Source organism: Actinoplanes sp. NBRC 101535 (assembly GCF_030269225.1).
Classification (GTDB): domain Bacteria; phylum Actinomycetota; class Actinomycetes; order Mycobacteriales; family Micromonosporaceae; genus Actinoplanes; species Actinoplanes rectilineatus.
In genome coordinates, this window is sequence record NZ_BSSY01000003.1 from 238,578 (window position 1) to 250,352 (window position 11,775).

10 protein-coding genes and 1 tRNA gene are annotated in these 11,775 nt (G+C 70.8%); 8 read left to right on the forward strand and 3 right to left on the reverse strand.

Annotated features, from left to right (window positions below; genetic code table 11):
* Positions 1-258: 258 nt before the first annotated feature.
* Entirely contained in the window at positions 259-663 is a 405-nt protein-coding gene (locus QSK32_RS10120; RefSeq protein ID WP_045743481.1) for a YjbQ family protein, read from the reverse strand.
* 62 nt (positions 664-725) lie between these two features.
* On the opposite strand from QSK32_RS10120, the gene QSK32_RS10125 reads away from it, so the two are divergent.
* From QSK32_RS10125 to QSK32_RS10140, 4 genes are all read left to right on the forward strand, one after another.
* Positions 726-2,951, forward strand: a complete 2,226-nt coding sequence (locus QSK32_RS10125) for a transketolase C-terminal domain-containing protein (protein WP_285471735.1) — start codon at positions 726-728, stop codon at positions 2,949-2,951.
* Between the two features lie 107 nt (positions 2,952-3,058).
* A complete protein-coding gene (locus QSK32_RS10130; RefSeq protein ID WP_045743483.1) occupies positions 3,059-3,490 on the forward strand; it encodes a DUF3052 domain-containing protein in 432 nt (143 codons plus the stop codon).
* 52 nt (positions 3,491-3,542) lie between these two features.
* Positions 3,543-4,004: a peroxiredoxin gene (locus QSK32_RS10135; protein WP_285471736.1), complete on the forward strand. Its 462-nt coding sequence runs from the start codon at positions 3,543-3,545 to the stop codon at positions 4,002-4,004.
* Between the two features lie 34 nt (positions 4,005-4,038).
* Positions 4,039-4,110, forward strand: a tRNA-Val gene (locus tag QSK32_RS10140).
* A gap of 1,220 nt (positions 4,111-5,330) precedes the next feature.
* On the opposite strand, the gene QSK32_RS10145 is transcribed toward QSK32_RS10140, so the two are convergent.
* Positions 5,331-6,941 carry a methyl-accepting chemotaxis protein gene (locus QSK32_RS10145; protein WP_285471737.1) on the reverse strand — a complete coding sequence of 537 codons (1,611 nt, stop codon included), beginning with the start codon at positions 6,939-6,941 and terminating at the stop codon, positions 5,331-5,333.
* A gap of 477 nt (positions 6,942-7,418) precedes the next feature.
* Entirely contained in the window at positions 7,419-8,063 is a 645-nt protein-coding gene (locus QSK32_RS10150) for a bifunctional DNA primase/polymerase (protein ID WP_045743488.1), read from the reverse strand.
* Positions 8,064-8,280: 217 nt separating this feature from the next.
* Between QSK32_RS10150 and QSK32_RS10155 the strand changes: the two genes are divergently transcribed.
* The 4 genes from QSK32_RS10155 to QSK32_RS10170 are packed head-to-tail and all read left to right on the forward strand — an operon-like array spanning position 8,281 to position 11,774.
* On the forward strand, positions 8,281-9,507 hold the full coding sequence (locus QSK32_RS10155; RefSeq protein ID WP_045743489.1) for a helix-turn-helix domain-containing protein: 1,227 nt from the start codon (positions 8,281-8,283) through the stop codon (positions 9,505-9,507).
* A 16-nt stretch (positions 9,508-9,523) separates the two neighbouring features.
* Complete coding sequence (locus QSK32_RS10160) at positions 9,524-10,108, forward strand: flavoprotein (RefSeq protein ID WP_045743544.1); 585 nt, start codon at positions 9,524-9,526, stop codon at positions 10,106-10,108.
* A gap of 47 nt (positions 10,109-10,155) precedes the next feature.
* Entirely contained in the window at positions 10,156-11,043 is an 888-nt protein-coding gene (locus QSK32_RS10165) for a Nif3-like dinuclear metal center hexameric protein (RefSeq protein WP_045743490.1), read from the forward strand.
* Positions 11,040-11,774 (forward strand): zinc ribbon domain-containing protein, encoded by a 735-nt coding sequence (locus QSK32_RS10170; RefSeq protein ID WP_045743491.1) that lies wholly within the window; start codon positions 11,040-11,042, stop codon positions 11,772-11,774. The genes QSK32_RS10165 and QSK32_RS10170 overlap by 4 nt, the downstream gene beginning before the upstream one ends.
* The last annotated feature ends 1 nt before the right edge of the window (position 11,775 follow it).

The window sequence follows — 11,775 nt, forward strand, 5'->3', positions numbered from 1 at the left end:
CCGGGCGACCTAGGTGGCGAATCGCTCGGAATAGGCTTCCATCCTGCCCCCTCACGGTGGGCCTCGTCACGCCTACCCGAGGTGTCAGCGACGCGGGACACATGTACTGACCAGTAATTTGCCGGTTCCGGGGCGACTGGCAGGCAAAAGAGGTACCGTCCGGCCCTTGCCCGCGGGCCCGGTCCGGCGTGGCGGGATCCCCGGACGGCCCTCATGGGACGGACGGCGCGCTCCGGCGCGTACCCCCGGAAGGGGATCTCACCCCGCCAGGAAGGAGAATCGCACCTGGCGTGTGGGGTTGTCGCCGTTGGTGTCGACCAGGCAGATCGACTGCCAGGTGCCGAGCGCGATCCGCCCGCCGATCACCGGCAGTGAGGCGAACGGGGTGATCCAGGCGGGCAGCACATGGTCGCGGCCGTGACCGCGCGAACCGTGCCGGTGCTGCCAGATGTCCTCGGTGGGCAGCAGCCGGTCGATCGCGGCCAGCAGGTCGTCGTCCGAGCCGGCGCCGGTCTCGATGATCGCGATGCCGGCCGTCGCGTGCGGCACGAAGACGTGCAGCAGGCCGTCCTTCTCGGAGGCCACGAAGGACCCCGCCTCGGCGGTGATGTCCCGGACCACGGGCGAGCCACCGGTCCGGACAGTGATCAGTTCAGTGCGCATGTGTCATGTATAGAGATCGAGCCGGAACACTTCCGCACTGGCAGGGTTCGCGCGGTTCGGCAATGCTGAATCGCGTGACCACCCCGCAAAACCTCGACGAGCGGTTCCGCGACGCGGTCTCGGCCCTGCCTCTCCCCGCCACGTTGCGTGCCCCCGGCGACCCGGTCCGTGACGGTGTCACGTTGACCGGCGACCAGGCCCGCGAACTCTTCGACGCCCAGCTCACCAGCCGTCACCTCGACCTCGCCGCGCGCTGGCTGCGCAGCTTCAACGAGGGCTTCCACAGCCTCGGCTCGGCCGGTCACGAGGGCAACGCCGCGGTCGCCGCGGCGCTGCGCGGCGACGATCCCGCCCTCCCGCACCATCGATCGACAGCATTCTTCTGTGTACGCGCGGCGCGCGGTCCCGCAGCGGACCCGTCCCTCGAGGAGGCCGCCCGTGACGTTCTGCGCGGTGTCGTCGCGTCGGTCCGCGACCCCGGCTCCGGCGGCCGCGACTTCACCCTGGGCAGCCCCGCCCTGCACCTGATCCCGGCGGTCGGCGGGCCCGGCGCCCACCTGCCCCGGGCCGCCGGACTGGCCCGGGTGCTGGCCCGCGCCGCCGGCACCCCCTGGCCGGACGACGCCATCGTGGTCGCCTCGTTCGGCGACGACGGCCTGTCCGGGCCCGGTGCGACCGCCGCCCTGCACTCGGCCGGCTGGGACGAGCGTTCCGGCGTTCCCCTGCCGCTGCTGCTGGTCTGTGAGGACGACACCCCCGGCGGCCCCGAGCCGGACGGCTGGGTCGCCGCGTCCCTGCGCGCCCGGCCCGGCCTGCGGTACTCGTTCGCCGACGGCTGCGACCCCGCCGCGGTGTACGACGCGGCGGCCGATGCGGCGGCGTTCGTCCGCGCCGAACGCCGTCCCGCCCTGCTGCACCTGTCCACCGTCCGGCTGCTCGGCGGCCCCGGCGAACCGGACACCACCCCGGGTCTCGACCGGGACCCGCTGATCGTCACCGCCGGCCTGCTGGTCGCCGCCGGCCTGCTCACCCCCGACGAGACGATCAGCCGGTACGACGAGGTGGGCTGGCAGGTCCGCAAAGCCGCCGAGGAGGTCCTCGGCGAACCGAAGCTGGCCTCCCTCGCCGAGGTGGCCGCCACGCTGGCCCCACGACGGCCGCTGCGGGTCGCACACGCCGTGACCGAGTCCGCGACCCGGGCCGCCGGTCCGGGACGCTCCGGCCGTCTGAGGGCCTTCGGCGGGCGTCTGCCCGAGGACGCCGGGCCGATGACACTGGCGCAGACCGTCAACGCCACCCTCACCGACGCGCTGCTCGCCGACCCGGGACTTCTGGTCCTCGGGCCGGGAACCACCCGCGGCGGGCGGCACGGGGTCACCACCGGGCTGCGCGAGCACGCCCCGGACCGGGTGCTGGACACCCTGCCGGACACCACGACCATCCTCGGCACGGCCCTCGGCGCCGGGCTCGCCGGCATGCTGCCGGTGCCCGAACTGACCGGCCAGGCCGACCTGGACACCGGCATCGACCAGTTGCGGGCCGAGGCGACCGGGATGGCGTTCCTGTCCGCCGGGGCCTACCGGAATCCACTCGTCCTGCGGATCCCGGCGTTCGCCCAGCCACTCGCCCCCGGCGGCCGGCTCGCCAACGACAACACCGTCGCCGCGCTGCGCGACGTGCCCGGCCTGGTCGTCGCGGTGCCCGCCCACCCGGTCGACGCCGCGCCGATGCTGCGCACCTGCCTGGCGGCGGCACGGGCCGACGGGACGGTCTGCGTCTTCCTCGAACCGGTCGCCCTCTACCCGATGAGGGACCTCTATCAACAAGGCGACAACGAGTGGCTGGCGCCCTATCCGGCCCCCGGAACCTGGTCCGAGGACCACGTGCCGATCGGCCGGGCACGTACCTACGGGCTGGGCACCGCCCAGGATCTGACCATCGTGACGTACGGCAACGGGGTGCGGATGTCGCTCCGTGTCGCTGCCCAACTCGCCGCCGAGGGGTACGGTTCCCGAGTGGTGGATCTCAGGTGGCTCAGCCCGCTCCCCGCGGCTGACCTGGTCCGAGAGGCCTCGGCAACCGGGCGGGTGCTGATCGTCGACGAGACCCGGCGATCCGGCGGCGTCGGCGAGGGTGTCCTCGCGGCCCTGGTGGACGGGGCATTTGTCGGATCCGTACGCCGAGTGGCCGCGGCTGACTCACCCGTTCCGCTCGGACCAGCAGCCCAACAGGTTCTCGTGGGAGAGGATGCCATCACACAGGGTGCCCACACGCTGCTGGCGCGGTAAATTGCCACACACTCGGTGCGCCACTTGCGCCCGAGCCCCGGAGTGTGTGGACTACCCCCAGGTTCCGGTGCATTTTCCACGGATTTCAGGCTAGGAGGATTTGGACAGTGAGCGCGACCGCGGGTCAGGCCGACGGCGTACGCAGCCTGGCGGACCGGTTCGGCTTCGAGCCGAACATGGTGGTCATGGAGATGGGTTACGACGACGACGTCGACGAGGATCTCCGTGACGCCCTGACCGAACGCGTTGGAGAGTTGGTCGAAGAGGACACCGACGAGGTCGTCGATGCGGTGCTGTTGTGGTACCGCGACGGCGACGGTGACCTGTTCGAGATTCTCACCGACGCCCTCGGCCCCCTCGCCGACAACGGTGTGGTGTGGCTGCTGACCCCGAAAGCCGGCCGCGACGGACACGTCGAGCCGAGCGAGATCAGCGAGTCGGCCCCCACCGCGGGGCTGCAGCAGACCTCGACGGTGAACGCCGGCAAGGACTGGACCGGCGCACGCCTGGTCACCCCCCGGGGCGCCAAGAAGAAGTAGCGACACTGCCACCTCGCCGAGGTCGGCGTCCGCCCAGGCCTAAGCTGAGCGGATGCCGATCTCTGTTGGCGTGCCCGCGCCCGACTTCACCCTCAAGGACCAGAACAACCAAGAGGTGAGGCTGGCCGACTTCCGGGGACGCAAAGCCGTCCTGCTGATCTTCTACCCGCTCGCCTTCAGCCGTCGCTGCCACGGCGAGCTCACCGAGATCCAGCAGAACCTTCCGGCGTACGCGAACGACGACGTCCAGGTGCTGACCGTCAGCGTGGACTCGTTCTTCAGCCACAAGGTGTGGGCCGACCAGGAGGGATTCGACTTCCCCCTCCTCGCCGACTTCTGGCCGCACGGCGAGGTGGCCCACGCCTACGGCGTCCTCGACGAGCAGGCCGGGGTGGCCGTCCGCGGCACGTTCCTCATCGACCGCGACGGCATCATCCGCTGGGCCGAACACACCGAGATAGGCAAGTCCCGCGACCAGCAGTCCTGGCGCGACGCCGTCGCCGCCCTCGGGTAAGATTGGCGGCTCCGGCCGGTTTGTGGTCTGTGCCGGGCGCGTAGCTCAGTGGGAGAGCACCCGCCTTACAAGCGGGGGGTCGTAGGTTCGAAACCTACCGCGCCCACGAGCTTGGGTGGATTGTGTCCGCGGAATGCGCGGACCTTGGTCGCTCGTCTTGTCTGCTCCGGGGGCCGAGCCCCCGGACGCCCCGCGTTATCGCTTGCTGCCGGCTTTCTGTTCGGTTGCCGTCTGGTTTTTCGTCTGATCGACGTCGGCTTTCGCCTCCACTACTCAGGTCTGTTGCGGGCTTCTCCGGCGGGGTCTTCGCGTGTCGGGTGGGTCTCGGGTTCGGCTTATTGGCTGGTCAGCCCATCGGCGGCTGAGTGCAGTGGTTTGCGGCTGAGCCGGGGCTGCTTCAGGAGCCGGGCGTCCCGTGCGGCGGGTCGCGTGGTCGTCAGTGTTGCGATTCCTGCTCTTGTTCCGGACGAGAAACACCGCCTTGCCGCCATCATTCCTGGGGAGCGGGTCCCTGGGTGTCGGCGTGTTTTGGTCACAGAGCTTTCAATGCCACTTCGCCTACTCCGGGTGTGGCGATGACCAGGTGTTACGCGATCACCGCTTTGTGCCGACCCTGCGGCAGCTCATGACGCCCGATACGTCGCTGTGTTCGCAGAGCTGCTCGGGGTTCAGTTGCTCGTTGTGATACTGCTCCCGGCCGATGACCGAACTGGGGCGGACGGCGGACGGCGGACGGGGGCCGGGCGGTATTCGGGGCCTGGCGGCAGACCGGGGCGGACGGCGGACCGGGGCCGGGCGGCATGTCGGGCATCCCGGCCGTCGCCCACGGTTCGCCCGAGACGCCGACAACTCTCGGCGACGGTGACGGCCGTCGTTCAGGGCCGTTTTCGGCTTGCGGATGGACCGTGTTCGACGGCTCGCCTGACCCGGCCGTCGGCTGTGGTTCGTCTGTGAGTCGGTTGCGGCCGTGGGTGACGGCTGGGTGGCCCCGGGCCGTCGGTCATGGCTGGTTCTTGTCCGGCGAATAGCCGTGTTCGACGGCTGGACTGTCTCGGCCGTCGTCTGCGGCTACAGGACCGCGGGCTTCGGCTACCGGAGCCGGTCACGTCGGTCGGTCGGTCGGGCGTCGGCATCGGTTCGCCGACGGGTTCGAATCCTGGCGTGCCGATCGGTGGCGATCAGTTCCGGGAAGGCGCCGACGTCGAAGGCCGGAACGAGATCCCACGAAACCAGTGACTACCGGAGCCGGGCGGTTCCCGGCACCGGAGCCCTGGCGTCCAGCCGAACGGTTCCCGATACCGGAGCCCTGGCGTCCAGCCGGACGGGTCAGTAGCGGAACGTGCCGACCGTGGTGCGGAGGTTCTCGACCACGGTGGAGACGGTCGACGTGGTGCGGGCGGCCTCCGCGGCGGCCTCCGACGTCGAGGAGGCGCCGCCGGCCACCTGGGAGATGTTGCCCGCTATCAGGTTGGCGCCGGATGCTGCCTCGGAGACGTTGCGGGACATCTCGTTGGTGGTGGCGGTCTGTTCCTCGACGGCGGAGGCGATCGTGGTGGAGTAGTCGCTGATCTTGGTGACGATCTCGCCGATGGTGGAGATGGCGTCCACGGCGGCGGTGGTGCCGGACTGGATGGCGGCGACCCGCTGGGTGATGTCCTCGGTGGCCTTCGCGGTCTCCTGCGCCAGTTCCTTGACCTCGCCGGCGACGACCGCGAAGCCCTTGCCGGACTCGCCGGCCCGGGCCGCCTCGATGGTGGCGTTCAGGGCGAGCAGGTTGGTCTGCTCGGCGATGCTGGTGATCAGGGCGACCACGTTCTCGATCTCGGAGCTGGAGTCGGCGAGTGCGGTGACCGTGCCGCGGGCGGTGGCGGCGATGTTGACGGCGGTGTTGGCGACCTGGGCGGCTTCGGCGGCGCTCTGGGCGATCTCCCGGATCGAGGCGGTCATCTGCTCGCTGCCCGCGGACAGGGTGGAGATGTTGCGGGAGACGTCCTCGGCGGCGTCGCTGGCGGCGGAGGCCTGACCGTTCGTCTCGCCGGCGTTCGCGGACATCTCGGTGGTCATCGCGCTCAGCGTGTGGACCGAACCGCCCAGGGTCTCGGCGGCGTTCGCCATCTCCTGCACCAGGGTCTGCACCCGGCTGATGAACCGGTTGACGGCGCGGGCCACGTCACCGGTCTCGTCGCGGGCGGTCTCTGGCAGGCGGGCGGTCAGGTCGCCTTCGCCCTCGGCGATGTCCTCCATCCGGGTGCGCAGGCCGGTCAGCGCGGACCGGATGCCGCGGACCAGGAACCAGCCGATGCCGCCGAGCACCACGGCCGCGACGATGAGGGTCACCACGACCATGACCCGGACGCCGGTGGCCCGTTCGGCGGCGGCCTCGTCGCCGGCCGCGACCGCTTCGGCGAGTTGCTGGCGCATGGCGGCCAGTTTCTCGCCCAGCGCGTCGGAGGCCGCGGTGTCCTCGGCGATCAGCGCTTTCGCCGCGGCGGACGCCGGGTCGAGTTTCACCGCGGTCGTCATCTTCTCCTGCACCGCGGTCAGGTAGTCGCGGTAGCCGCTGACCACCTCGGCGAGCGGGGAGGACAGTGCGGTCGGCAGCGTGACGGCGGTCAGCTCGCTCAGGTCGGTCTCGATCTTCTCGACGACCGAGGTCATCAGGTTGTTGGCGGTGGTGCCCTCGGCCTCGGTGGTGGCCAGCAGCCCCCAGCTCAGCGCCAGGCTGGCCATGCTCTGCTGGAGGTCGAGGTCGATCAGCTGGGCGTTGGCGCCGTTCAGCGTCGCCTGTTCGTCGGCCTGGGCGCGCAGTGAGGTGATCGAGGTGATCGTCATGATCCCCAGGCCGGTGAGCAGGAGGATCGCCAGTACCACCATCGCGGTGATTCTGAAGGCGATGGTGGGCCGGAACCGGCCTGCTGGCACTGCTGCGGTGGTCATCGCGGGCTCCCGGACGGCGACAGGACTCCCGGTCAGGGAACCACGGCGAGGGTCGCCGGGTCGGCGGAACCCGGGAACCGGCGCGGACCGGCCCATCGGCCGGCTCGCCGCGGAGGCAACCGGCACGCAACGCGGGCGGGCTCAAGTCGGCCCGCCCGTCTCCGATCCCTTATGACACCTGCGGGACGCCCCGCAGGTGGGCGGGTCCGGCCGGTTTCCCCTCGGCGGTGCGGGCCCGCCCGGATGAGATCGACCGGCCTCGCAGCCGGGACAGATCCGGACGAACGCCCTGCCGATTCGGGATGAAGCAGCATTTTCGTGAGATAACTACCCACTCACTCATGCATATCATCCCTTCGTGTGATTCCCTGATCACCGTACGAACACGGTATCTTGCTCCTTGACATGTGTAACCGTGTTAAGCCCCGGCGGCAGCCGCCCACCACTGGTGAGGCGGCGGGCGGGCATGCCACGGTGTCAGGCCGAGCGGCGCGACGTCGACAGTTGGCGGGGCACGACGAGCGGGCCCGGCCCGCGCGCCGAACCGAACACGGCGGCGAGCGACTGCTGCACCTCACCCGCGTCGGGCAGGCGCCAGCCGGTCCGGCCGGGCGGGTTCACCCAGCGGACCGGTCCCTCGATCATCCGGCTCGGCGGTGCCGGGATCCATGAGCCGGTGCCGTGCCGGACCACGTCGAGGCGATGTTCCAGTTCGGACCGGAGCGGGCGGCCGGGTGCGACGAAGAACATCCAGCGTCCGGTGGCGGTCACCGCGACGGGCCCGGCGGCCGGGGCGAACCGGCCCATCGCGGCGGGGACCTCCAGGACGTCGAAAGTGGTGCCGGTGGTGAGCAGGACGGCGTACGGGCGCCGTCGCCACCACGCGGTGATCCGGGCGGGGTCGGTGGTCGCCGACTCGGTCCAGGTGTCGAGCGCCGGATGGCAACCGGTGATCCGGCAACCGGGGCGGCCGCAGTCGAAGTGGTGACCGGAGAGCCAGGCTCCCGGCGTGACGGACCAGCCGTGTTCCGCGTACCGCAACGCCGTGCGGCGCAGACGAAGGCGATCCAGCCGATCGAGGAGTGACGGTGGGACGAACGGTTGACGGTTGTTCCACTGCATGGCTCGATAACCCCCGGATCCGTATCCCAGCGCGACGGTCGTCGTTGGGTCGGTCAGATCCACCTACTGCAACTTGCATGAAAAACTACGAGCTTCGGTGCGCAGGAGATCACACACGCTGTGCGATCCGCACGGACGTGAACGGTCCACACTGCGGGTGACACCGGATGGCTCGACCGGCGGGTATGAAGAGCCACCGGTCGAGTGGGGAGGCACCGTGGACGAGCTGCCGATCGGCCGCCGCGTCGCCTACTGGCGGGGCCGTCGAAAAATGTCCCAGCAGGTCTTCGCGGACCGGCTGGGCAAGTCCAAGAGCTGGGTCGACAAGGTGGAACGGGGCGTCCGCCGACTCGACAAGTTCTCGGTCGTGTACGACATCGCGGATGTGCTGCAGGTCGATGTCCAGCTGCTGCTGGGCAAAGAGGTGGAGCGCAAACCGGAGACGCAGAACTGCATCGATCAGGTCGAGGTCGAGGAGATCCGCGCGGCGCTGGAGCGGTATGACCAGATGAGCGCGTTCTTCCAGGCGGTGCCGCATGCGCCGCCGCTGTCCGAGATGAAGAAGGCGGTCAGCCACGCCTGGCTGACCTATCAGCACGCGAAGTACGGCGTACTCGCGCGCACCCTGCCCAAGCTGCTGCGTGACGCGCAGGCGGCGGACAGCGCCTACGCGAACAGCGACGAGGCGTCGACCGCGGCCCACCTGCTCGGGCAGGTCTACCAGATCGCCTCGTCGGCACTGCGCAAGGTCGGCGAACACGAGCTGTCCTGGCTGGCGGCGGACCGCTCCATCGCGGTCTCGCAGCGGGCCGGCGACCAGCTGCTGGCCGGTCTGGCCAGTTACCGGGTGGGCAGTGCGCTGCTCGCGCTCGGCCGGGTCCGTCCCGCGCTCGAGGTCAACGTCAACATCGCCAACCGGCTGGCGCCGGGTCCGGAGCGGCCCCGCGGGGAACAGCTCTCGGTCTACGGCATGCTCCTGCTCAACGGGGCCATGGCGGCGGCCCGGATCGGGGACAGCGCGACCGTGCGCGACCTGCTCTGCGGCGCCGAACAGGCCTCGCTGGAGCTGGGTGGCGACTTCAACCACTACTGGACCTGCTTCGGCCCGACCAACGTGCAACTGCACCGGGTGGCGACCGCGGTCGAGCTGGGCGACGGGCGGACCGCCGTGGAGACCCACGAGCGGATCGACCTGGCGGGGTTCCACGCCATGCTGCCGGAACGCCGCGCGCACCACTACCTGGACATCGCGCGGGGCTACACGCAGATCGGCGACATGGAGAAGGCCGGCGAGATGTTGCTCGAGGGCGACCGGCTCGCCCCCGCCGAGATCCGCTGCCGGCCGCTGGCTCATGAGGTCCTTTCCGACGTGCTCCGGCGTACCCGTGGCACGCCACCGGCTCCCATCGCGGAGCTGGCCGAACAGATGGGAGTCGGGGTATGAGGTGGGTCCGCACGTGATGGTCAACCCCTCTCCCGGTGTGCTGTATGTGCTGGTGTGCGGCTCACCGATGGCCCGGGACGTCGGTATCCTCGTCGCGCTCGCTCAGGACGAGGGCTGGGAGGTCTGCGTGATCACGACGCCGGACGGGCGCAAGTTCGTCGACGTCGCGGCCCTGCAGGCCCAGACCGGCCATCCGGTCCGCTCCTCGTACAAGAGTCCCGGCGACCCGGACGTGCTGCCGGCGGCGACCGCGATGATCGTCGCGCCGGCCACCGTCAACACGGTCAACAAGTGGGCCGCCGGGATCACCGACACCCTGGTGCTGGGCCTTCTCGTGGAGGCGTACGGCTACGGCGTCCCGATCTCCGTGGTCCCGTACACCAACAAGGTGATGGCCCTGCACCCGTCGTTGCACGAGAGTGTCGCCAAGTTGCGGGACTGGGGAGTTCACGTGTTGTACGGCGACGAGTACTGCCGTCTCGGCGGCCCCGGGCAGACCGACCGTTTCCGCGGTCAGTTCCCGTGGCGCCGGGCGCTGCAGGCGGTCAGCGGCGCGGTCACGACCGCCGCGGGCCGTGTCGAGCCGGGGGCGGTCTCCTAGCCATAGCCAGCGCCGACGGCCCCGGCCCAGCGATATAGAGTTTCGCCGTGACGGACTGCACCGAGCGGAATGAGACCACCGTCCGCGATCTGGTCGGCGCCCTGGACGAGCGTTACCCGCGGGCCTGGGCCGAGTCCTGGGATCGGGTCGGTCCGGTGCTCGGCGAGTTCGACGCCACGGTCTCCCGCGTCCTCTGCGTGGTGGACTGCGTGCCGGAGACCGTCGACCAGGCGCTGGAGATCGGCGCGGACCTGATCGTCGCGCACCATCCGCTCTTCCTGAAGCCGGTGTCCTCGCTGGCGCCGGACACCTTCAAGGGCCGCCTCGTGCACCGGCTGATCCGGGCCGGGGTGGCGCTCTACACCGCGCACACCAACGCCGACGTGGCCGATCCCGGCGTGTCCGACGCGCTGGCCGCCCGTCTCGGCCTGACCGCTCTGCGCCCGCTGGCGCCCGCCGAGGGCGCGGCCGCCGGTGGAGGCCGCGGTGTGGGCCGGATCGGTGAGCTTCCCGAGCCGATCACCCTGGAGGAGCTGACCGTTCTCGCGGCCGAGCGCCTGCCGGCCACCGCCGCGGGGGTCCGCGCGGCCGGCGACCCGGGCCGGGTGATCCGCACGCTTGCCGTCTGCGGCGGTGCCGGCGACTCGTTCCTGTCCCTCGCCGCGCGTTCCGGCGCCGACGCCTACCTCTGTGCCGACCTGCGGCATCATCCGGTGAGCGAGCATCTCGCCGCCGGTGGCCCGGCTCTGCTCGACGTCGCACACTGGGCGAGCGAGCGTCCGTGGCTCGACGAGGTGGCCGCCTGGCTGCGCGGTGCGTTTCCCATCGACGTCGTGGTGTCAGACCTGGACACCGACCCGTGGACCGTCCATGCCGCCTCCGCGGCGGACCGGCCGGTTCATGCCGCTTCTGAGGAGAAGGAGAACCACCCGTGAAGGCCGCCCCGGAAGCCCAGCGCCGCCTGCTCGACCTGCAGGCCGTCGACACCGCCCTGGCCCAGCTCGCGCACCGGCTCAAGAACCTGCCGGAGATCGCCGAGATCGACGCCGCCGCCCGGGAGATCTCCGCGCTGGAGGACGAGCGGGTCCGCGCCCAGGTCGCGGTCGACGACCTGGACCGGGACATCACCCGGTTCGAGAAGGACATCGATCAGGTCCGCCAGCGCAAGGAGAAGGACCAGAAGCGCCTGGACGCCGGTGGCGCGCTGCGCGAGATCGAGGGCCTGCAGCACGAGCTGGCCACGCTGAACCGCCGGCAGTCCGAGCTGGAGGACGCCGAGCTGGAGCTGATGGAGCAGCGGGAGGCCGCGGTCGCGACGCTGGCCGAGGTGCAGGGCCGGCTGGCGTCGGCCGCCGCCCGCCGCACGGACGCCGAGCGCCGTCGTGACGAGAGTTCCACGGAGATCACCAAGGAGCGGGAGTTCAAGACGGCGGCGCGGGTTCCGCTCGCCGCGGATCTCCCGGCCGATCTGGTCACCCTCTACGACAAGATCCGGACCGAGAGCGGTCTGGGCGCGGCTCTGGTGTACGCCGGGCGCTGCGGCGGCTGCCGCATCGAGCTGTACGGCGCCGACCTGGCCCGGGTCAAGGCGGCCCCGCGTGACGACGTGGTCCGTTGCGAGGAGTGCCGCCGGATCATGGTGCGCAGCTCGGAGTCGGGCCTGTGAC

Excerpts from the sequence above, each read along its gene's own strand:
- QSK32_RS10120 (WP_045743481.1), bottom strand. The coding sequence starts at position 663 with ATGCGCACTGAACTGATCACTGTCCGGACCGGTGGCTCGCCCGTGGTC.
- QSK32_RS10125 (WP_285471735.1), top strand. The coding sequence starts at position 726 with ATGCTGAATCGCGTGACCACCCCGCAAAACCTCGACGAGCGGTTCCGC.
- QSK32_RS10135 (WP_285471736.1), top strand. The coding sequence starts at position 3,543 with ATGCCGATCTCTGTTGGCGTGCCCGCGCCCGACTTCACCCTCAAGGAC.
- QSK32_RS10145 (WP_285471737.1), bottom strand. The coding sequence starts at position 6,941 with ATGACCACCGCAGCAGTGCCAGCAGGCCGGTTCCGGCCCACCATCGCC.
- QSK32_RS10150 (WP_045743488.1), bottom strand. The coding sequence starts at position 8,063 with ATGCAGTGGAACAACCGTCAACCGTTCGTCCCACCGTCACTCCTCGAT.
- QSK32_RS10160 (WP_045743544.1), top strand. The coding sequence starts at position 9,524 with ATGGTCAACCCCTCTCCCGGTGTGCTGTATGTGCTGGTGTGCGGCTCA.